Genomic DNA, 21,180 nt, shown 5'->3' with positions numbered 1-21,180 from the left:
CGGCCTGGGCGGTGAGGCTCCTGACAGGACCTGCCGCGGGTGGCTTAGCGGGTGGGGGGCGCGCCGTACTGCTTCCGCTTCCGGAGCGCTTCGCGGGCCGCCTCGCGAAGCGAGTCCTCCGGCGAGCCCGTCAGTGACTCCAGCGCGGCGCGCACCTCGTCATCGGGGTAGAGGATGTCGCCCAGGCGCTGGACGGCGAGCAGCCGGTCCGCCAGCGCGCCCCGCCGCACCTCCGTCAGCAGGTACTCGCGATAGCCCGCGAGGAAGTGGTTCTCCGCATCCACCATCCGTGCGCAGAGCGCGCGCAGGTGCTCGCGGTCCTCCCGGGCCTCGGGCAGCCGATAGCCCCAGCGCTCGCGGCACGCGTAGATGTCCGTGAACAGGGGCGTCCACGCGTCGTTGACGTACTCGCGGTGTGCGGCGAAGGCCTCGCGCGTGGAGGCGGTGCTGCGTCCGGTCCGCGCTACCGCGGAGGCGGCCAGCCATGTGGCCAGGGCGACGAGCTCCTTGAAGCCCCGGTACAGCTGCCCCTTCGCGTCCAGCGTCTCGCGGAAGTCGTAGCCGTGGAACTCGCCATTCGGGTCCGGAGGGCCCAGGGGATAGCGCAGGGGCTCGCCCTCGCCTCGGGCGCGGCCACGCTCCATGAAGAAGTAGGGCCCGTGCATGCAGTAGCGCAGCCACCGCTCCGGGGACATGGTGGGCACCTGGTCGCGGATGTCCTCTCCCGCCACCAGCAGGGAGGCGCGCTTGAGCTTCACCTCGCCTTCCTCCAGCAGCTGCGCCTCGTCCACCACGGTGAGGTCGAGCGGAATCCGGGTCAGCCCGGCCAGTGCCTGACGGAAGTGGGCGCACCGCTCGCGCTCTCCGGGCTGGAAGCGGTCCTTGAAGACGACCGTCAGGTCTACGTCGCTCTCCTCCACCGCCTCGCTCGTCGCATGGCTTCCCAGCAGGTAGCAGGCGCGGATGCGGCGCGGGAAGACCAGCCTGCTCAGGCTGACGAAGCCAAAGAGGGCGGAGTTGACGTGCAGGCTCTCCGTCATTCCGACCAGGGGGAGGTCTTCATCAAGCACGGGGGCCTCGGCGTCTCTGGAGTTCCCCGGAAGGCTACCGCGAGCGACACGGGTGGTGGTAGGAGCGCGTGGGCTTCAGGACAGGGGAGCAGTCGATGCGCGCGTTCGTCACCGGCGGTTCGGGCTTCGTGGGCAGGAACCTCATCACGGCGTTGAGGGCACGCGGGGACTCGGTGCGCGCGCTGGCGCGCTCGTCCACGGCGGTAGCGGCGGTGACGGAGGCGGGGGCCGAGCCCTTCGAGGGGGACCTGTCCGACGCGGACAAGCTGCGGCCCGGCATGGAGGGCTGCGACACCGTCTTCCACGCGGCCGCGTACGTGAAGTCCTGGGGCCCGCGCGAGGCGTTCTACGAGGCCAACGTGCGCGGCACCGAGCGGGTGCTGGAGGCGGCGCGCGCGGCGGGCGTGAAGCGCTTCGTGCACATCAGCACGGAGGCGGTGCTGGTGGATGGCAGGCAGTTGGTGAAGGTGAACGAGACGTGGCCGGTGCCGGAGCGCCCCATCGGCGACTATCCCTCCACCAAGGCGGAGGCGGAGCGGCTCGTGCTGAGCGTCAACTCCCCGGAGTTCACCACCGTGGCCGTGCGGCCCCGCTTCGTCTGGGGACGCGGTGACACGTCGCTGCTTCCGGAGTTCGTGGAAGCGGTGCGCTCGAAGCGCTTCATGTGGTTCGGCGGCGGGCGCTACCTCTCCTCCACCTGCCACGTGGCCAACTGCGTGGAGGGCGCGCTGCTGGCGGCGGAGAAGGGCCGTGGCGGCGAGGCGTACTTCCTCACCGACGGCGAGCCGGTGGTGTTCCGCGACTTCATCACCAAGCTCCTCGCGACGCAGGGTGTGGACGCGGGCACGCGCTCGGTGCCCGCGGGCCTGGCGTCGTTGCTGGCCACCCTGGGCGACCTGCTGTGGGGCACGCTCCACCTGGGCGGCCGGCCGCCCCTGTCCCGCACCGAGTTCCTGCTGATGGGGCGCGAGGTGACGGTGAGCGACGAGAAGGCGCGCCGCGAGCTGGGCTACGAGGGCCGCAGGAGCATCGAAGAGGGCCTGCGCGAGCTGAAGGCGGACCACCGCGAGAAGTCGCCGCGCACACTTTGAGGCGCGGTGCGCCCCCGCGTGCGCTAACGTGCGGCCCGTCGCCGACGGGCCCCAGGAGGATGTGCCATGCGCAGGTTCGAGTTCGTCGAGGGTGGCAGCTCCAAGTTCTGGGAGCCGGAGCTCAACGGCAGCACCTTCACCGTCACGTTCGGCCGCATCGGCACCTCGGGGCAGCGCAAGGAGAAGGCGTTCCCCGACGAGGCCTCCGCCCGGAAGGAGTACGAGAAGAAGGTCGCGGAGAAGCTGCGCGAGGGCTACCGCGAGGTGTCCGCGGGCGCCGAGGAGGCCGCCACGCCGCCTCCTCCCAAGACGCCCGAGAAGCCGCCGCTGCCCCGTCGCGTGCCGAAGGCCACGCCCACCCCCGAGGCCGTGAAGGCCGCCGCGGATGCCCTGGCCGCGCTGCGCGCCCGCCTCGGCTGGCGCAGCTGGGAAGTCACCTCCCGCGCCCGCCGTGCGCGGCGCGCGCTGAGGGCCCTGGGCGGAGTGGACCCCGCCGCGCACCCGGAGCTGGCCGCTACCTTCACCGCGCTGATGGAGCGGGTGGTGGTGGCGCCGAAGGAAGGCCGCCTGCCGCTGCGGCACGCCCTGTCCCTGCTGGGCGCCGTGGACGCCGCAGCCTTCGTCCGCGCCACGGAGCTCTGGCGCCGCGCGGCCCAGGCGGCCCCGGCAGCCGCCGTGGTGTCGAACCAGACCGCCGCGCTGGGTGAACCGGAGCTGGCGCTGCGCCTGGGCATGCTGCTGGCGGAGCGGCCCGGGGTGAGCGGCAGCCTGTCTGAAGAGGGCTGGGCGAAGCGCTGGGCGGAGCTGCGGCCGCATGTGGAGTCACAGCTGACCTCCGCGGGCGGCTCGGTGGCGGCCTGGGTGAAGGGCGTCGACGCGGGCAGCGACGCGCACCTGGCGAAGCGGCTGGCCCGCCTGGAGGCGTGAGCCCGCGCGCCGGTGCTACCGTGCGCGCATGACGAGCCACACCTCACGAGTGCTGCTGGCGGCGCTGACGCTGCTGGCGGCGGGCTGTGCGTCCGACAGCGGCGCGAAGCGCGGTGCAGACGCCCCGACGGACGCGCGCGCGCAGGACCTGGAGGCACGCAACCAGGAGCTGCGCGAGGAGCTGCGCCGCAAGCAGGCGGAAATCGAGCAGGCCTTCAGCGCCACCACCCAGGCGGAGAACGCCGCCGGGCTGCGCGGCCTGGACTGCGCCGGAGTGATGTCCGCCAGCGCGCCCGCGCGGGGCATGCCGCGCTCGGGCAGCGTCCACTCCCGCCTGAAGCTCCAGCACCGCGCCTTCCAGCTGGCGCCGGGCTTCTCCGCCGCGCGCACCACGGGCGGCTGGAAGGTGTCCCCGGGCAACTGCCAGGTGACTCCGCAATGAGCGCGCGCCTTGCCCCCTGGAGCGCGCTGGCCGCCACGGTGCTGCTCGCGGGCTGCGCGGTGGACCCGAAGGTCCGCATGCGCTCCCTAGAGGAGGAGAACCGGAAGCTCACCCGCGAGGTGCAGGCCGCCGACGCGTCCGTGCAGGCGGCCGCCACGTACGCCGACGAGCTGAGGACTCCCGCGAAGGCGAACGGGGCCTTCTCGCTCTACTTCACGCCCGAGTCGCTGGAGCGGATGGCCGCGCAGGCGGTGCCGTACCGGATGCCCGGCCGCGACTTCAACAGCAAGCTCCGGGGCGAAATCATCGTCGAGCGGCTGACCGACTTCCGCTTCCTCTCCCGCAACCGGCTGAGCTGCAAGGCGCACATGCGCGGCGAGAAGGTGAAGTACACCGGCAGCGTCCCGTCCTTCGCACGGGGACAGGTGAAGGACTTCGAGCAGGCCGTCACCAAGGGCGCCATCGCCGACCTCGAAATCCAGCTCACGCTGGACGGCAGCCGGGTGCTGGCCCGGGCCCAGGCCACGGACATCCGCCTCAAGGCGAAGCGCGACTCCAGCGCGGAGAGCCGCCTGCAGAGCGAGATGAACAACCGCGCGCTGAAGCAGGCCCTCGTCTTCGACATGACCCTCCAGGGTCACGGCGCCGTGCCGAGCCGGCTGCTGGTGACGGGCAACCACGTCGTCGTCACCTACAACCCGTAGGCCCGCTCAGCCGTTGCCACCCGACGCGCTCTCCGGGGCGGTCTCCTTGGCGGGCACGCGCGTCGGCTGCCGGTCGACCTCCTCGGGCGGGAAGTCGCGCGCGGCATCCAGGTAGCGCTGCGGCTGGATGCGCCGGCGGTCGCGGGCTGACAGGCCTTCGGGCTCGACGAGCTGGGGCGCTCCATTCGCGGGCTGCTCCACCCGGAGCCCGTCGCAGAAGCGCCACTCGGTGCGGCCCTCCGCGTCCTGGCGCGCGTAGTACAGGAGGGCCTGGCCCACCTGCGGCTTGTCCGCGCACCAGCTGCCTCGCGCGGTGGCCTCCCGCTGGGGGGCCTCCTCCTGCCACCGCTTGCGGGCCTCGCCCAGCGCCGCTGCCTCCAGCGCCGCGGGCGCCTCCGCCAGCCGGGCCTGCGTGGCCTTCAGCAGCTCCGCGCCGCGCCGGGCAATCTCCGGAAAGGCGCCGCTGCGGCGGAAGCCACACTGCTGCAGGGCCGCCAGCGTGCCCTCGTGCACCTTCAGCACGGGAGGCAGGGTCCGCGTCGCCTCCTGGAGCAGCGCCGCCTGCTGTGCCTGCTGCGGCGCCTCCGTGTCCTGCAGGAAGCGCGACAGCAGTCCGTTGACCGCCGTCAGCTCGTCCGACAACCACCGGGGCTCGGCATCACACGGGTTGGCCTTCGCCCCCGCGTAGTCCCGGTAGTCCGCCCGCGCCATGCCCAGCGCATACCGCTGCGTGGGGGGCGCGGCCTTCGTCGCGCAGGCGCCCAGCGCCACGCCCAGGCCCGTCAGCGCCAGCCGTCGAAAGATTGCTGTCATCCCCGCATTCTGGCTCGCGTTTTGAACACAAACAACCTTCTGACGAACGCCCGGTGGGCAGCCGGGCACGAGTCACGGGGCACCGCGTCGTCTCGCGCATGTCGCCGTCCTGTGACGGCCCTGTGACAGGGGTGCAAAGACGAGGTGAGTTAAACGGTTGACTCCTTGTGGCACGGCGTCGGCACGTTTCACAGTGGTGACCGGCGACGCAGGGGGAGGAGTTCCAATGTGGAAGTTCCATGCGGGATGGCTCGCGCTGGTGTTCCTGGCGGCCTGCAAGTGCGGCGGCCCCGCGTCGGGTGAGGACGGTAGCGCGAGCAGCGGCGCGGCTCCGCGCGCGGCGAACGCGGTGGTGCTCACCGTGGCCTACGGCAGCGAGAAGAAGACGTGGCTGGAGGAGCAGGCGCGCGCCTTCGAGGCCAGCGGCGCCACCACGAAGTCCGGCCGTCCCATCCGCGTCGAGGGCAGGGCCCTGGGCTCCGGCGAGGCGCTGCAGGAAATCACCTCCGGCCGGCTGAAGGCCCACGTCTACAGCCCGGCCTCCAGCGCGTACATGCCGCTGCTCAACAGCGCGTGGACGCAGGCCACCGGCCGCACGCAGCCGCTGGTGGGGCAGGGCGAGCCGGTGCTGCTGTCGCCCATCGTCATCGCCATGTGGAAGCCGATGGCGGAGGCGCTCGGCTGGCCCGGCAAGCCCCTGGGCTGGGCGGACTTGATGAAGGTGGCTGGCAACAAGCAGGGCTGGGCCGCCTACGGGCATGCCGAGTGGGGCCGCTTCAAGCTGGGCCACACCCACCCGGAGTTCTCCAACTCCGGCCTCCTGTCCGTCCTGGCGGAGGCGTACGCGGGCGCGGCCAAGACGCGCGGGCTGAGCGCGGCGGACGTGGAGGCGCCGAAGACGCTGGAGCTGCTGAAGCAGATTGAGGGCACGGTGGTGCACTACGGCAAGTCCACCGGCTTCTTCGCGGACAAGATGCTGGAGCGCGGCCCGGGCTACATCTCCGCGGCCGTCCTCTACGAGAACCTGGTCATCGAGTCCTACGCGAAGAACACGCACGCGCCCTTCCCGCTGGTGTCCATCTACCCGGTGGAGGGCACCTTCTGGTCTGACCACCCGTACGCGACGCTGGACGCCGAGTGGGTGGGCCCCGAGGAGAAGGAGGCCGCCGAGGCCTTCCTGGGCTTCCTCAAGGCGCGGCCCGCGCAGGAGCGCGCGCTGGCGCTGGGCTTCCGTCCGGCGGACCCCGCGGTGCCCATCGGCGCCCCGGTGGACGCCGCGCACGGCGCGGACCCCAAGCAGCCACAGACGCTGCTGGAGGTGCCGGAGGCGGGCGTGCTGGAGAAGCTGCTGGCCGTGTGGCGCCAGACGAAGAAGAGCACCGACGTCATCTTCGTCTTCGACAAGTCCGGCAGCATGGAGGGCCGCCCGCTGGCCGAGGCGAAGGTGGGCGCGAAGCGCTTCCTGGAGACGCTGTCCGACCGCGACGAGGTGACGCTGCTGTTCTTCGACAACAACGTGTACCCGCCCGTCGGCCCCATGGCGCTGGACGCGAAGGGCCGCGCGGACCTGGCCGGCCGCATCGAGAACACCATCGCCTCGGGCGGCACGGCGCTGTACGGCGCCACCGAGGCCGCCTACAAGGTGGCCCAGGCGCGCGCGCGCCAGCACCCGGGGCGCATCCACGCGGTGATGGTGATGACGGACGGCCGCGACGAGAGCAGCGCCATCACCCTGGCCCAGCTCAAGACGGGGCTCACCTCCAGCGACGAGCAGGACTCCGCGGTGCGCGTCTTCACCATCGCCTACGGCGAGGGCGCCGAGGGCGGGGTGCTGGAGGGCATCGCCGAGGCGGGCAAGGGCTCCAGCGCGAAGGGCAGCGTCGAGGACATCGTCCAGGTGTACCGGGACATGGCCTCCTTCTTCTAGGCAAGGGAACGGGACCAGGCATGGCCGGCGGACGAGGCAGGGGTGAGAATGGCCGAGCGTGAGTCAGCGCTGGTACAGCACTTCCCCCGGGTGCTGCTGCGCTCGGCGGGGGGCACCCTGAACCTGGTGGTGGCGGGGGCCTCGGCGCTGGGCGCGGCGGCGCTCCAGTCCTGGCCCGTGCTGGCGCTGGGCGGCGCGGCCTACGCGGCGCTGGTGGCGTGGGACCTGGCCTCCCCGTCCTTCTGGCGCGAGGTGCTGAGCGGCAGGCCGGAGGACGAGGCCACCGTCCGCCTGCCGGCCCCGGACTCGCTGAAGGACCCGCGGGTGCGTGACGCGGTGCGCGCCATCGCCGCCGCGCACGAGCAACTGGAGCGCACGCTGAAGGAGTCCCCGGAGACGGTGCGCTCACACATGGGCATGGCCCTGTCCTCCCTGCACGAGCTGGAGGGGCGCGCGGCGCGGCTGGCCGTGCGCGGCGAGGAGCTGGCGCGCTTCCTGGCCTCGGTGGACCTGGGGGCGGTGCGGGAGCAGATCCGCCTGTCGGCGGAGCAGGCCGTGGGCACCCGGGACGCAGAGGCCCGCGCCCAGTACGAGAGCGCCCGCGCGGCGCGCGAAGAGCAGCTCGCCGCCCTGGTGGACATCGACGCAGCGCGTGAGCGGGTGGTGGCCAACCTGTCCCGCATCGCCGCCACCTACCAGGGGCTGCCCGCGAAGGTGATGCGCCTGCACGCGCTGGATGCGCAGGCGACGGAAAGCATGTACGGGGACCTCAACGAGGAACTCGGCCGGATGAACGGCGAGATTGGTGTCTTCGAGGAGACCCTGAAGTCCTTCCAAGAGGTGCGAGTCGGAGCATGAAGCCCAAGGTCCTCATCATCATCGGGTTCCTCGCCGCGGTCGGCGGGGTCTTCTATCTGTCCTCCCAGCGCAACGCGGGCACGTCCGGCCAGCAGGGGGGCGGTGCCGCGGAGGACGCGCGGCCGACCCGGCCCGGGGAGGTGACGGAGATTTCCTTCCTCTACAGCACGGAGAAGAAGGACTGGGTGGAGGCCGCGGCGGCGGCGTTCCAGAAGGAGCACCCCTCCATCAAGCTCAACCTGGTGGGCCGGGGCTCGCTGGACGCGGCGCAGGGCATCCTCGACGGCCGGGAGAAGCCCACCGTGTGGAGCCCCGCCGACAGCGCGGTGCTGCGCATGCTGGAGTCGGACTGGGCCACCGACCCCTCGCGCGGGCCGCTGTTCGCCACCGACGGCGAGGAGGCCCCGCAGCCGCTGGTGATTACCCCGCTGGTCTTCGTGGTGTGGGAGGACCGGGCGGAGGTGCTGCAGAAGGCCAACGCGGGCAAGGCGGTGTCGTGGAAGGCCATCCACCAGGCGGTGGCGAGCGACCAGGGCTGGCCCGCGGTCGGCGGCAAGCCGGAGTGGGGCTTCGTGAAGCTGGGCCACACGGACCCGACGCGCTCCAACTCCGGGCTCCAGGCGCTGCTGCTGGCGACGATGGAGTACTACAACAAGCGCAGCGGCCTGACGGTGGGTGACCTGCTGGACCCGAAGTACCAGGAGTGGGTGAAGCAACTGGAGAAGGGCGTCACCCGCTTCGAGACGTCCACCGGCACCTTCATGACGGACATGGTCCGCTTCGGCCCGTCCAAGTACGACATCGCGGTGGTGTACGAGAACCTGGCGATTTCGCAGATCTCCAACGCGCAGGGGCGGTGGGGCAACCTGAAGGTGTACTACCCCGCCCTCACGCTCTGGAGCGACCACCCGGCGGCGGTGCTGCAGGGCAGCTGGGTGACGCCGAAGCAGAAGGCCGCCGCGCTGGAGTGGCTGCGCTACCTGCGCAGCCGCCCCGTGCAGGAGCGGGCGCTGGCGTTCGGCTTCCGGCCCGCGGACCCGTCCGTTCCGCTGAAGACGCAGGACGCGGCCAACCCCTTCACCCGGCTGGCCTCGCACGGCATCCAGGTAGACGTGCCTCCGGTGGCGGAAGTTCCAGAAGGCCCTGTCGTCCGTAACCTCCTGACCATGTGGTCCCGCGTGGTGGCTGCCTCACGGTAGTCGGCTGCTCTCCCAGCAGGCGGGCTCGCACCCTCGCCGTTCACATCTGCCCTGGCCATTCCCTCTCGTGGATGGACACCCGGGCTCGCCACGTCGCCGACCGGGCAGCCGGACGGCACGACGGAGCGTGCCCCTGGTCTCACCATGCGTACGCCGCCACCTTGCGCGGCGAGGGGGAGGGTTTCAGATGACATCCGGTCGGTCCGTAGGACGAGGAATCGGGGCGCTGTGCGTGCTGATGCTGGCGGTGGTGCCCCAGGCACAGGCCTTCAGCGACACAGATGCAGTGAAGGTCATTGGCTTCGCCCGCTCGCAGCTCGCGGACACCACGCGGGAGATGCCGGACGCGACGTGGTCGCCCAAGGCGGGGCTTCCGGACGGGACGTGGTCTCGCGAGGCCAACACGGACCTCATCGACTGGACGCAGGGCTTCTTCCCCGGAAGCATGTGGTTCATGTACCAGGTGGGCGCCGAGCCCCTCTGGCGCGACAGGGCGGACCGCTGGACGCGGCCCCTGGAGCTCCAGAAGACGAACCGGCAGACGCACGACCTGGGCTTCAAGATGTTCCTGAGCTTCGGCAACGCGTACCGGCTCACCGGGGACACGTACTACCGGGGCGTGCTGCTCACCGCCGCCGAGTCGCTCGCGTCCCGCTACAACTCCCAGGTCGGCTTCATCAACTGCTGCGACTGGAACTCCGACTGGCAGGCGCCGCTCGTCACCGACACCATGGTGAACCTGGAGCTGCTGCTGTGGGCGTCGCAGAACGGCGGCCGCCCGGAGTGGAAGACGATGGCCATCAACCACGCGCTGCGCACGCTGCAGGACGCGGTGCGGGCGGACGGCAGCTCCTTCCACTACGTGGACTACAACCGCACCACGGGGGCCATCCGCTCGAAGGGGACGTTCCAGGGCTACTCGGACAGCTCCACGTGGGCGCGCGGGCACGCGTGGCTCATCTACGGGTACACCATGGTGTACCGGTACACGGGTGACGCGCGGATGCTGGACGCGGCGCGCAAGGTGACGGACTGGTACCTGGCCAACGTGCCGGCGGACATGGTGCCCAAGTGGGACTTCAACGCGCCGGACTCGCAGAAGGACTCGTCGGCCGCGGCCATCACCGCCTCGGCGCTGCTGGAGCTGAGCACGCTGGAGACGGACGCCACGCGCAAGACGCGCTACCGGGACGCGGCGCTGCGTACGCTGGACACGCTGATGACGCCCACCTACTTCGCGGAGGGCACCAACAGCCCGGGCCTGCTGCTGCACGGCGTGGGGCACCTGCCAGCGGGGAAGGAAATCGACACCGCGCTCATCTACGGCGACTACTACTTCCTGGAGGCGGTGCTGCGCTTCAACCCGAAGCCGCCGTACCCCTGGTACTCGCGGACGGACTTCTACCAGAGCCAGCACCTGCTCGGCTCGAGCAACACGGGCGTGCGCACGCTGGAGTACGACGTCAACCCGCGCGTCGCGTCGCAGGACGGCACGGTGGGCTACGCGGACAGTTCCACCAACGTGACGGGCTACGCGTCCCTGGCGATGACGGTGCGCATGAACCCGGACGGCTACTTCGACGTGCGCAATGGCGGGAGCTACTCGGTGCTCACCCGCGTGCCCTTCGTCGCGGGACAGACGTACCACGTGCGCATCGTCGCGGACCTGCCCGCGAAGCGCTACAGCGTCTGGGTCCGCCCGCCCGGCGGCAGTGAAATCCAGCTTGCGAACAACTACGCGTTCCGCACCGGCGCGCCGGCCATCGACGACATCGGCCGCGTCTCGGTGAGGACGGTGCTGGAGGCCAGCGACTTCCGGGTGCTGCGCCACACGGTGAGGGTCGGCGCCACCGCCGCAGGGAGCGAGCCCCCGAAGGATGAGGCACTCCCGGTCGCCCTGCTGGACCGTCTGGGGGAGCTCGAGCGGAGGGACGCCGTGGCTGGAGGTCGCGGCTCGGTGGCGCTCCAGGGGGACGGGCCTTCGGGGAAGGTGGAGGACACCACGACTCCGCCCCCTGCGCCTGCGCCCGCGCCTGCGCCGACTCCGTCTGTTCCTACGCCGCCCGCCCCGACTCCGCCCCAGCAGGAGGAGGAGCCGGCCGCCCCGGAGTCCGTGGACGACCTGGGGAACCCCGGTGAGCACGGCTGCAGCAGCACGGCCCTCGCGCCGCTGCCGCTGGCGGTGCTCGCGCTCCTCGGCCTGGCCGCGCGTCGGAGGCGGCCGCGCACCGGGGCGAGCCCTCGCGAGTGAAGGGGCGAGGCCCCGGAGACGTCAGGTCTCCGGGGCCTGCCCCGGTCCGCGCCGGACTGCCCGGGCCCTGTGCTAGACCTTCCATGCCGGGCGGGGTCGAGCCGTCTCGTGCCTTGAGCGCGGGGGCAGCGGATGCGCGAGGAACACGAAGCCGAGCTGCATGTCGCTGTCTTCGAGGGCCTGCTCTCCCATGAAGAGGCGGAGGCGCTGCGCGAGGAGGCCCTGCGCCTGGGGCGCAGTCCCCTGACCCTGCTGGTCGAGCGCAAGCGCTTGTCGGCAGAGACGCTCGCCTCGCTCCTGGGAGCTGCCGGAGCCGTCGCGGGCGGCGGGCCGGTCCAGGCCTCCACGGCGGGCCCCCTCCCGGCGGGCCCGGAGCGCTCGGAGGTCTCCACCTTCCCGGTGCCCGGCTGGGAGCGCTACCAGCCCGTGCGCTTCCTGGGCCACGGTGGCATGGGGCGTGTGTTCCTCGCCTTCGACCCGAGGCTCAACCGCAATGTCGCCCTCAAGTTCGTGCGGGGCGAGGACCCCGGGCTCGCGCGCCGCTTCGTGGCCGAGGCCCAGGCCCAGGCCCGCGTGGACCATGAGCGTGTCTGCAAGGTGTACGAGGTGGGCGAGGTCCAGGGGCATCCCTACATCGCCATGCAGTACGTGGACGGGAGGCCTCTCCAGGAGCTGGGGGAGGAGCTCACCTCCGAGCAGAAGGCGATGCTGCTCGCACAGGTCGCCGAGGGTGTGCACGCGGCCCACCGCGCCAGCCTCATCCATCGCGACCTCAAGCCCTCCAACATCCTGGTGGAGCGCACCCCGGATGGGCAGCTGCGGCCCTATGTCATGGACTTCGGCCTCGCCCGGGACTGGACCGGGGGGGCGACGGCCACCGGGGCGGTGCTGGGCACCCCGCACTACATGGCGCCGGAGCAGGCCCGCGGCGAGGTGGCACGGCTCGACCGGCGCGCGGACGTCTACAGCCTGGGCGCCACGCTCTATGCCTTGCTGACGGGGCAGCCTCCCCTCCACGGCGCCAACAACCTGGAGGTGCTCAGCCGCATCGCCACCGAGGAGCCCCGCCCTCCGCGCGCCGTGGACCGGGACATCCCCGTGGACCTGGAGGCCATCACCCTCAAGTGCCTGGAGAAAGACAGGGGCGCCCGCTACGACTCGGCGCGCGCGCTGGCCGAGGACCTGCGGCGCTTCCTCGACGGCGAGCCTGTCCGGGCCCGCGCGGCGGGTCTCGGGTACCGGCTGCGCAAGCGGGCGCGCAAGCACTGGCGCGCGCTGTCCGTGGCGGCGGTGGTGCTGGTGCTGGCGGCTGGCGCGGGCGTGCAGGCCGTGCTGGCGCGCCGTGAAGCGGACCTGCGCGAGCACCTCGCCCGTCGCTTCTCCGAGCTGGCCGAGCACGTGGAGTCCCGCGCCCGCTACGAGGCCCTGGCCCGGCTGCATGACACCCGTGCCGGGCAGCGGAGGTTGAAGGAACGCCTGGGGGACATCGAGGCGGAGATGAACCAGGGCGGCGAGCTGGCCCTGGGGCCCGGCCACGCCGCGCTGGGGCGTGGGTGGCTCGCCCTGGGCGATGCGGCCCGCGCCCGCGAGCACCTGGAGGCGGCGTGGGCCCACGGCTCCCGCACGCCCCGGGTCGCGTATGCGCTGGCGCTGGCCTGGACGCGGCTCTACCAGGAGCAGCTCCAGGCCATGGAGTCCCTGTCGCCCCGCCAGCGCGAGGCGCGGCGTCAGGAGCTGGCGCGCAGCCATCGCGACCCGGCGCTCTCCTGGCTGAGGCAGGGCGGGGGCGCCGAGGTCCCCTCCACGGAGTACGTGGAGGCGCTCATCGCCTTCCTCGAGGAGCATCACGAGGACGCGCTGGCCCGGCTGGACGCGCTCGGAGACCGGCTGCCGTGGTTCTTCGAGGCGCCGCTGCTCAGGGGCGACGTGCTGCGGGCTCAGGCGAGCGCGCACTCGGCGGCGGGCCGCCGTGAGCAGGCCCGGGCCAGCCTGGAGGCCGCGCGTCAGGCCTATGCCCGCGCCGCGGCGACGGCGGAGAGCCTTCCCGAGGCGCACCTGGCCCTGGCCCGCGCGGAGCAGCTGGCCCTGCGGATGGGGCTCACGGGCGGAGGCGACGTGCAGCTTCCCGTCACCCGGGCCCTGGAGTCTCTCGACCGGGTGCTGACCCTCTCACCCGACCATGCCCGGGCCCACGTGCTGCGGGCCGCCCACCACCGTCGCCTGGCGGAGCACCGCACCCGTCAGGGCGAGGACGCGGAGCCGGCGCTCCAGGAGGCGCTGGCCGCCGCGAAGCGGGCCACCTCGCTGGAGCCCGCGTCGAGCACGGCCTGGCACGAGCAGGGCCTGGTCCTGTGGCAGTGGGCGCGCTACCGCGAGGGCCGGGGGGAGGACCCGCGCGAGCTGCTCCGCCAGACGCTGGAGTCCTTCGAGAAGGTCGGCGACGAGGGGCGCGGCTACGAGTTCCACTCCAACCTGGGCCTCGTCTTCAAGATATGGGCGGACCACGAGGAGGAGGCCGGAGAGGACTCGCGCGCGCACCGGGACCAGGCCGTGGAAGCCTTCGTCGCCGCCACGCGACTGGACGCGAGCGTCACCGGGTTGTGGGTCAACCTGGGCAGCGCGTACCTCAAGCGGGCCGCGACTCCGCGCGCGGCCGACGTGGAGGGGGACCTGGCGCGCGCCGCGCAAGCGCTGGAGAAGGCCCGTGCCCTCAACCCGCGGCACCTGGTGGCGTGGTTCAACGAGGGACAGCTCCAGGAGTTCCGGGCCCGCTGGCTGCGCTACCGGGGCGAGGACGCCCGCCCGGCGCTGTCAGCGGCGCTCGCGGCCCATCGAAACGCGCTCGCGCTGGATGACAAGGTGCCCCAGGTCCACCTCGGCCTGGGCCTCGTCCACGTGGAGCAGGCTCGCGACGCGTGGGCGCGGGGAGAGGACCCTCTTGCGCTGCTGGACCTGGCCAGGGGGGCCTTCGCCAGGGCCCTGGAGGTTGCTCCCAGGCAGGCCGAGGCCCATGGCCACCTCGCCCTCGCTCACGTCCTGCGGGCCACGTATCTCCACGAGCGAGGAGGGGACCCGGAAGCGGACGCACGGGCCGCGCTGCGTGCCGCGAGGACAGCCCGGGAGCAAAGACCGGCGGACGTGTCGGCGCTCGTCCAGGAGGCGCGAGCGCAGCAGGTCCTGGCGGCCCATGACCTCGCGCGCGGGCGGAATCCGCGTCCCGCCCTGGCCCTGGCCGAGGCGGCGCTCGGACAGGCGCTTCAGGGCAGTGCCCGGCGCGCGGAGGTCTGGCATGCGCTGGCGTTGGTGCATGGGGTTGGTGCTCGCGGGTACGCACGGGATGACCCACGGGGCGCCGCGCGCTTCGATGAGGCCGAGCGCGCCTGGCGCAAGGCCATCGAGCTGAGCGCATGGCCCCTGGACGAGCGGCTCGCCTTCGCGAGGGCCTGTCAGGAGTGGGCCGTCGCGCGGCGGCGGTCCGGCCATGAGCTCCAGGCGATGCTCCGGCTGGGACTGACGCTGACCGACGAGGTGCTGGCGGCCCGCCCCGGCTCACCGGAGGCACGCTCGCTGCGTGCCAGCCTCACGAGAGCACTGGACGAGTAGGCGCACCCGCGGAGGTGTCGGGCCCGGCCCTCAATCCGTGCAGTCCCGCTCCTTCGGATCGCAGATCACCTCGATGTCGCTCAGGCGCTGCCAGGCCTGAAAGTCATTGATACGGGCATGGAGCTGATACGCGCCGTGAGGAGCATCCATCCGGACATCCAGTGTCGTGGGCGTACTGGGATGCACATCCAGGGTCTTCTCATTGGAGGATGTATCGAACAACCGATTGATGAAGACCGCGTTACCGGATGAATCCTTGAACTGCAGGGTCAATGGACCCTTCCATCCACTGACGTTGCGGAAGGTGACCCTGGAGCCGATGAGGAGCCGGGGGTTGGAGTCGGGGGTCAGGTGCCAGGACATGCGGCGGGGCGTGTCGAGGTTGATGTCCTCGGTATGCGAGGGTGGGCTGCCCTCGCCTGACGTCTCAGGCGACGGGGTGGCCGACGCCAGCTCGACAACGCTCTCGGTACGTGGCTCCTGCATGATGACTCCTCCGGGTATGGCCATCCCACCAGGGCTCCTCGCGGGAGCGTTCCTGGAGCGGATGTTAGCGGGTGACGGGCTGAGCAATGCCCGTGCCGCGCAGGTGCTGGAGTCTGCCTGTCCCCGCGCCAACGCACGGGCCTCGTCCCGGCACGGGGATGCATGCCAGGCGCCAGGGCTGACATGTCAGGCCCCCGCTGACATGCCAGGGTGTCGCCGTTTGGACCTCATTCCTCCTCGGTCCCAAGCCCCAGCTCCCGGATGCGGCGCTGGAGCGCCCGCCCTGACACCTCCAGGCGCCGCACCATCGCGTCCAGGTCGCCGCCGCATTCCTGGAAGCACCGGCGAATTTCCTCGGTGCCCAGGTCGCGGACGGTGCGGATGCGGGTGCTGCGGTCGATGAGGTTGTAGAGGGACGCACGGGTGATGCCGAGCCGGCCGGCGGTGGCCTTCAAATCCCACGCGCACGCACGCAGCGCACCCACCAGCTCCTCCTCCGAGACCTCCGAGGGCTTGCGGCGCGGCGGCGGGGAGGGCTCGGCACCCTCGGGCTGGGGCGTGGCCACCTCGGCAGCCGGTGCGGTGACAGGCCCCAGCTCCTGCTCCAGCTGCGGGTCCATCTTCAAGCGTGGCTGGCCACGGCTGGTGATGACGAGCTGGCGCGCCACGTTGCGAAGCTGGCGGATGTTGCCGGGCCAGGTGTGGCGCAGGAGGAGGGAGGCCAGAGGCGCTGGCAGCCAGGGCTCGGCGTGGGGGTCCTCCGTCACCAGCCGCCGCGCCTCGCCGAGCACCTCCAGCTCCTGGCGCGCGAAGTGGTGGAAGAGGAGGCTGATGTCCTCGCGGCGCTGGCGCAGCGGAGGCAGGCGGATTTCGTAGCCCGCCAGCCGGTGCAGCAGCGGAGCGCGGAAGCGGCCCTGCTGGATGAGCTCCTCCAGGGGCGCGTCCGTGGCCGTCACCAGCCGCACGTTCGTGGCCACCGGTGTGGAGGCGCCCACCGGGAACAGCTCCCCGGTCTCCAGCACGCGCAGCAGCAGCACCTGCACCTCGGGCGAGGCCTCACCCACCTCGTCCAGGAAGAGGGTGCCGCCGTGGGCGGCGCGGAAGAAGCCCTCTCGGGCCTGGGTGGCGCCGGTGTATGCGCCGCGCTGCGCGCCGAACAGCTCGGCGGCGGCCAGCTCGCGGGGGAGGGTGCCCAGGTTCACGCTGACGAAGGGCCCCTGCCGGCGGGGGCTGCGCTGGTGGAGCGCCCGGGCCACCAGCTCCTTGCCCGTCCCCGTCTCGCCGCGGATGAGCACCGGCACGTCCAGGTCCGCCACCTGGGCCACCCGCACGCGCACGCGCCCCAGCGCCGCGCTCTGCCCCACCATGCCCAGGGTGTCCGGTGAGTCAGGCTCGGAGGCGTCCACCAGGTGCAGCAGCACCACCACCCGGCCCGCGAGCTCGAGTGGCACTCCTGCCGCCAGTGCCTCGGGGCCGAAGTCCCAGCGCTCACCAGGGATGCCACCGGCGACCACGCGGGTGCCACCTTCCTCCACCTCCAGCCGGACACCGCCCCGGACGCCCGGGCCGAGCCGCAGGGCCTTGCGGCTCAGGAAGGGGTCCGCCAGCGGCAGGCCCAGGGCCGCTCCGGGACGGGTGAAGAGCGGCGCGTTGCGCGAAAGCGCGACCTCCCGGCCCTGGAGGAGCGCGTCCAGCAACAGCCGCTCGCCCACCCGGTGGACCATGGGGTGGGAGACGAGGGTCAGGGCGGGCACCGGCCGGGAGCCCGGGGCATCGGCGTCGGGCGGTGGCACATTGGCCGTGGATTCATCATCGGGCACGGGCTGCATCAAATCATCCCATCCCAGCCCTGGTCGCTCCGCCGGAAGGCCTCGCGGATGACGTAGACGAAGTCCGGGGGAAGCGGTCCGTGCTCCAGCGTGCGCAGGTTGCGGCGCAGGTTGTCCAGCCGCCCGGTGCCCACGATGCAGGTGGACACGCCGGGCACGTGCGCGGCGAAGCGCAGCGTCACTTCGCTCCAGTCCAGGCCCCGCGTGTCCAGGCCCATGGTCCGCATCCGGTGCCAGTACTCGCCAATGTCGTGCGCGCCGGGCCGCTCGGCGAAGCGCCAGGGCGCGTTGCCCAGGGGGCGCTTGGCGATGACGCCCACGCCCTTGTCCCGCGCCCACGCGACGCCCCGGTCGATGGCGCGCTGGTCGAACACGTTGACGGACGTCTGCACCACCGTGAAGGCGCCCGTGCCCAGCGCGTACTCCAGCGCGGCGTTGTCCCCGGAGTAGGCGGCGGCGCGGACCTTGCCCGCCTCCACGGCGCGGACCAGCGCTTCAATCAGCCCGGGCCGCCGGAGCACCTCCACGGGACACGAGTGGAAGTGCACCACGTCGAGCACGTCCGTGCGCAGCCGTTGGAGGGCCTGGTCCACGCCTCGGGTGATGCACTCGGGCGTCCAGTCCTCCACGCCGGGCACGCCGTAGCCGCACTTGGTGGACAGGATGAACTCGCCCCGCCGGCCATGCAGGTGCCGGCCGATGCGCTCCTCCGACAGCCCGTACCCGGGCGCGGTGTCGATGAGGTTGATGCCCGAGTCCAGCACGCCGTGCAGCAGCGCGGCGGCATCTGCCTCCGCCAGGTCCGGACTGCCCACGTGCCCGGCGCCGAAGCCGAGCACGGAGACGTGCAGTCCCGTCCTTCCCAGGGGGCGACGCTCCATCTCCGTGAACCTCCTCACGCGGGCAGGCCAGAGCGACCGCCGAGGAGTCTTCTTACAGGAAGCCATGGACGCGTGCCCCCCGGCTGGCATGTCAGCCGCCGTCACTGGCATGTCAGCTGACACGGCGAGCCCGCCGTAGACCGGCCCGCCAGCGTGCTCGAGCCCGCCAGCCGTGGTGTCCCCGGGGGCAGTCAGGCAGGGCACGACGCTTGCTCATGGGTGGGCGTGCCGCTCCTCCCCCGGGGCGGCCTCCCACCCTGACCCGGAAAGACAGACCTCATGGCAACGATTTACGGCAAGCCGAGCTGCATCACGTACGCGTCCCAGATGCACGTCGTCTACACGCAGGCCAATGGCAGCGTGCTCGACGACTTCTACGACAGTGATGTCCGGAAGTGGCGCCAGCAGGACCTCTCGAACCGGCTGAGGGGCACGCCCGCCGCCATCGGCGAGACGTTCGCGCTGACGACCGAGGGCCAGCGGCACGCGCTCTTTCGCGACGAGCGCAACCACGTCATCCATGTCTACTACGTCCATGAGAAAGGCTGGCGCCAGGACGACCTGACGGACCTGACGGGGGCGCCCGAGGCCGCCAGCGACCCGACAGCCCTCGTCTACGACGACGCCATGCAGGTGTTCTTCCGCGACGCCCGGAACCAGGTTGCCCGGCTCGTGTGGACGGACCGCGGCTGGCGCTACGAGAACCTGTCCACGACGCTGACGGGCATCCCCGCCGCGGAGGGCAGGCCGAGCGTCCTCGCCTACTACGGGCAACTGCACCTCGTGTTCCGCCTCAGCGGTGGCGACCTGTACCATCTCTACAGGGACCCGAAGGATGGCTGGAGGTCCGACTGGCTGATGTCGGTGGCGAAGGGCGCGAGGCCCGCGGCGGGTGAGCCCTTCATGATGGCCACCGACAAGCAGCTGCACGTGCTGTATCGCGACACGCGGGACGCGATTTCACACGTCTACTACGCCAACGGCTGGCGGGCCGAGGTGCTCGATGAAAAGGTCGATGACGCCCCCGGCGCGAAGGGCGACCCCTGCGGCATCGTCTACGGCGACCGCATGCGGGTGTTCTTCCGCTCGAAGAACGACGACATCTACCAGTACCACTTCATGGGCGACAGCAAGTGGGGCATGACGCGCCTGAATGAGAAGGTGGGTGACAGCGTGGGCGCGAAGGGCGACCCGGCGACCCTCATCTTCGCCAACCAGAACCATGTGGTGTACCGCGACGCCAGGGGCCGCCTGGCCGACCTCTACGCCTCCGGCGACAAGTGGCATCACCAGGTCATCGACGACAAGCTCTTCCCCCTGCCCGAGGTCGGCGAAATCACCTTGAAGAACGAGGGGTTGTTCCTGGTCTCACAGCGGTTCGTGTACTTCGACGCGGACGGCAGGGAGCAGACGACGAGGCCGACGTCGAACCCCTATGCCAAGGGGAAGTCTTACACCGCCGCGCCGAGCGAGTATGGCGTCCCTGACGGCGCCGAGGTCTGGGTCTACGCCCAGGTCTCCATTGGCAGGAGTCCGCTGGCCCGTGTGCCCTGTATCAACCGCAAGGGGAGCAGTGTGACCGCGCGCTACACCATCACCGGGACGACGCAGGACAACGATATCGAGTTCGACGGGGTCGATGCCCAGCAGCTCGCCGCCGCGGGCGACGAGAGCTGAGGGCCCCAGCGCTCGGCGTCACCGCCCTCCGCGCGCGGCCAGGTCGATGAAGCCGCGAATCCAGATGAGATTCACGGCATGGCACGTCGCCAGCGGCGTGGGCGTCGTCGTCTCCAGGGCCGCCGCGTAGGGCACGCCCTGGCGCATGTACCAGTCGGTGATGCTGCCGTCGTGGTACTCGATGAGGCCGTCCGCGTCGGTGACGTTGTTCTCGTCCACCTTCTGGTTGCGCACCACGGTGACGTGGCTGGCGCAGGCGTCCACCAGCGGCCGGTACGCATTCTTGTCCCCGAAGGTATAGGCGTACGTCGCCGCCCCCCCCAGGTAGTTGTCCTGGTGGATGTCGAGCGCCGCGTTGGGAGGCGGGAAGCGCGCCAGGTCCGAGCGCACCGCGCGCGTCTCCTTGGGCCCGCCGTCGTACAGCACCCAGCGGAGGATGGGCTGCGGGCGGCTCAGCTCTCCCTTCCACTCGCCGGGGGCCACCTCGTAGCGGAGGAAGTCGTTGTTGGGTTTCTCACCGCTGCGGTTGTAGCGGGTGCCGGCCTCGAAGCCGGAGGGGTTGATGCACGGGTAGACGCGCAGGCCCACGCCACGCTCGCGGGCGTAGGCCACCACCTCCGGGAAGTGTTCGGCCAGCGTCAGCGGGCCCGCGGGCTCCTCCCCGTGGAAGCCCGAGGTGATGACCAGCCAACGCTCTCCCGGGACGATGAGCCGGAAGAGCGGGTAGTCCTGCCCGCCCTCGGTGACGTGGCCGTACTCGGCCACCTCCGCGAGCGAAACGAAGGAGCGGATGCGCTGTGCGTAGTCGGCGTATTTCACGCATCAAGACTAGTCGTCACACCCCTTGACGCCCACCCATTCCCACCTGGGTACAGGGGGCGGGCGTTCAGTGCGACACGGCCTCACTTCTGGCCGGTGTGCTCGCGGTACTCGGTGAACAGCTCGTTGCGCTGCGCCGGGGTCAGCGTGCGGTGCACCTCCAGCAGGGCATCCGTCGCCTTGTGGGCGAAGGCGCGGAACGCGTCGATGCGCGCATCCACCAGCGAGTGCAGCTTCTGCGCGTCGGGGTTGGCCGACTCGAGCTGCGTCAGCGCCTCCGTGCGCGCCGCGCGCTGCTCCTGCATGAGCTGCACGCCTTCGTCGAACAGGCGGTCCTTCACGGCGTTGATGGACTTCGTCTGCGCCTCGGATGCGTCCAGGTCCTCCAGCTTGTCATTCAGCTTCCAGGTGACCATCTGCTTGATGCGCTCCGGGTCCCGGCCGAAGCCATGGTGGCCTCCCCGGAACGCGAAGCCGCTGAGGAGGACGACGGCGAGGACGGCGGAACCGGCGACGGCGAGCTTCTTGGACATGGCACTCTCCTGATGGACCCCGCGTGGGGCCCCGGGTGGATTCGCCTCTGTGGCGACGGTGCTCAATGTG

Annotated in this window: 17 protein-coding genes; 10 read left to right on the top strand and 7 right to left on the bottom strand. The window is 71.6% G+C overall.

What is annotated here, in order from left to right:
* Positions 1 to 44: 44 nt before the first annotated feature.
* Positions 45 to 1,070: a nucleotidyltransferase domain-containing protein gene (locus tag LXT23_RS36415; RefSeq protein ID WP_253985024.1), complete on the bottom strand. Its 1,026-nt coding sequence runs from the start codon at positions 1,068 to 1,070 to the stop codon at positions 45 to 47.
* A 95-nt stretch (positions 1,071 to 1,165) separates the two neighbouring features.
* Here LXT23_RS36415 and LXT23_RS36410 point away from each other — a divergent pair, with 95 nt between their 5' ends.
* The 4 genes from LXT23_RS36410 to LXT23_RS36395 all read left to right on the top strand — a co-directional run bounded on the left by LXT23_RS36410 (position 1,166) and on the right by LXT23_RS36395 (position 4,234).
* Entirely contained in the window at positions 1,166 to 2,161 is a 996-nt protein-coding gene (locus LXT23_RS36410; RefSeq protein ID WP_253985023.1) for an NAD-dependent epimerase/dehydratase family protein, read from the top strand.
* Positions 2,162 to 2,227: 66 nt separating this feature from the next.
* Entirely contained in the window at positions 2,228 to 3,088 is an 861-nt protein-coding gene (locus LXT23_RS36405; RefSeq protein WP_253985022.1) for a WGR domain-containing protein, read from the top strand.
* A 28-nt stretch (positions 3,089 to 3,116) separates the two neighbouring features.
* Positions 3,117 to 3,530, top strand: a complete 414-nt coding sequence (locus tag LXT23_RS36400) for a hypothetical protein (RefSeq protein WP_253985021.1) — start codon at positions 3,117 to 3,119, stop codon at positions 3,528 to 3,530.
* Positions 3,527 to 4,234, top strand: coding sequence for a hypothetical protein (locus LXT23_RS36395; protein ID WP_253985020.1), 708 nt, complete (start codon positions 3,527 to 3,529; stop codon positions 4,232 to 4,234). The genes LXT23_RS36400 and LXT23_RS36395 overlap by 4 nt, the downstream gene beginning before the upstream one ends.
* A gap of 6 nt (positions 4,235 to 4,240) precedes the next feature.
* On the opposite strand, the gene LXT23_RS36390 is transcribed toward LXT23_RS36395, so the two are convergent.
* Positions 4,241 to 5,047: a hypothetical protein gene (locus LXT23_RS36390; RefSeq protein ID WP_253985019.1), complete on the bottom strand. Its 807-nt coding sequence runs from the start codon at positions 5,045 to 5,047 to the stop codon at positions 4,241 to 4,243.
* A gap of 226 nt (positions 5,048 to 5,273) precedes the next feature.
* On the opposite strand from LXT23_RS36390, the gene LXT23_RS36385 reads away from it, so the two are divergent.
* The 5 genes from LXT23_RS36385 (at position 5,274) to LXT23_RS50220 (ending at position 14,885) form a co-directional block, all read left to right on the top strand.
* Positions 5,274 to 6,974 carry a VWA domain-containing protein gene (locus tag LXT23_RS36385; protein WP_253985018.1) on the top strand — a complete coding sequence of 567 codons (1,701 nt, stop codon included), beginning with the start codon at positions 5,274 to 5,276 and terminating at the stop codon, positions 6,972 to 6,974.
* A gap of 48 nt (positions 6,975 to 7,022) precedes the next feature.
* Positions 7,023 to 7,832, top strand: coding sequence for a hypothetical protein (locus tag LXT23_RS36380; RefSeq protein WP_253985017.1), 810 nt, complete (start codon positions 7,023 to 7,025; stop codon positions 7,830 to 7,832).
* Positions 7,829 to 9,031 (top strand): substrate-binding domain-containing protein, encoded by a 1,203-nt coding sequence (locus tag LXT23_RS36375; protein WP_253985016.1) that lies wholly within the window; start codon positions 7,829 to 7,831, stop codon positions 9,029 to 9,031. The genes LXT23_RS36380 and LXT23_RS36375 overlap by 4 nt, the downstream gene beginning before the upstream one ends.
* Before the next feature lie 187 nt (positions 9,032 to 9,218).
* Positions 9,219 to 11,282: a glycoside hydrolase family protein gene (locus LXT23_RS36370; protein ID WP_253985015.1), complete on the top strand. Its 2,064-nt coding sequence runs from the start codon at positions 9,219 to 9,221 to the stop codon at positions 11,280 to 11,282.
* A 132-nt stretch (positions 11,283 to 11,414) separates the two neighbouring features.
* On the top strand, positions 11,415 to 14,885 hold the full coding sequence (locus LXT23_RS50220; protein ID WP_267146732.1) for a serine/threonine-protein kinase: 3,471 nt from the start codon (positions 11,415 to 11,417) through the stop codon (positions 14,883 to 14,885).
* A 30-nt stretch (positions 14,886 to 14,915) separates the two neighbouring features.
* On the opposite strand, the gene LXT23_RS36360 is transcribed toward LXT23_RS50220, so the two are convergent.
* The 3 genes from LXT23_RS36360 to LXT23_RS36350 all read right to left on the bottom strand — a co-directional run bounded on the left by LXT23_RS36360 (position 14,916) and on the right by LXT23_RS36350 (position 18,081).
* Positions 14,916 to 15,371, bottom strand: a complete 456-nt coding sequence (locus LXT23_RS36360) for a hypothetical protein (RefSeq protein WP_253985014.1) — start codon at positions 15,369 to 15,371, stop codon at positions 14,916 to 14,918.
* A gap of 227 nt (positions 15,372 to 15,598) precedes the next feature.
* A complete protein-coding gene (locus LXT23_RS36355; RefSeq protein WP_253985013.1) occupies positions 15,599 to 17,200 on the bottom strand; it encodes a sigma 54-interacting transcriptional regulator in 1,602 nt (533 codons plus the stop codon).
* A complete protein-coding gene (locus LXT23_RS36350) occupies positions 17,200 to 18,081 on the bottom strand; it encodes an aldo/keto reductase (RefSeq protein WP_253985012.1) in 882 nt (293 codons plus the stop codon). The genes LXT23_RS36355 and LXT23_RS36350 overlap by 1 nt, the downstream gene beginning before the upstream one ends.
* A 279-nt stretch (positions 18,082 to 18,360) precedes the next feature.
* On the opposite strand from LXT23_RS36350, the gene LXT23_RS36345 reads away from it, so the two are divergent.
* Positions 18,361 to 19,758, top strand: a complete 1,398-nt coding sequence (locus LXT23_RS36345) for a hypothetical protein (protein ID WP_253985011.1) — start codon at positions 18,361 to 18,363, stop codon at positions 19,756 to 19,758.
* An 18-nt stretch (positions 19,759 to 19,776) separates the two neighbouring features.
* Here the strand turns inward: LXT23_RS36345 and LXT23_RS36340 are convergent, their stop codons facing one another.
* Positions 19,777 to 20,577: a M14 family metallopeptidase gene (locus LXT23_RS36340; RefSeq protein WP_253985010.1), complete on the bottom strand. Its 801-nt coding sequence runs from the start codon at positions 20,575 to 20,577 to the stop codon at positions 19,777 to 19,779.
* 83 nt (positions 20,578 to 20,660) lie between these two features.
* On the bottom strand, positions 20,661 to 21,110 hold the full coding sequence (locus tag LXT23_RS36335) for a Spy/CpxP family protein refolding chaperone (protein WP_253985009.1): 450 nt from the start codon (positions 21,108 to 21,110) through the stop codon (positions 20,661 to 20,663).
* Between the last annotated feature and the right edge of the window lie 70 nt (positions 21,111 to 21,180).

The organism is Pyxidicoccus xibeiensis, from assembly GCF_024198175.1.
GTDB classification, from domain to species: domain Bacteria; phylum Myxococcota; class Myxococcia; order Myxococcales; family Myxococcaceae; genus Myxococcus; species Myxococcus xibeiensis.
Note: the sequence above shows the minus strand (reverse complement) of the source record. Positions and strands in the feature narration are given on the sequence as shown.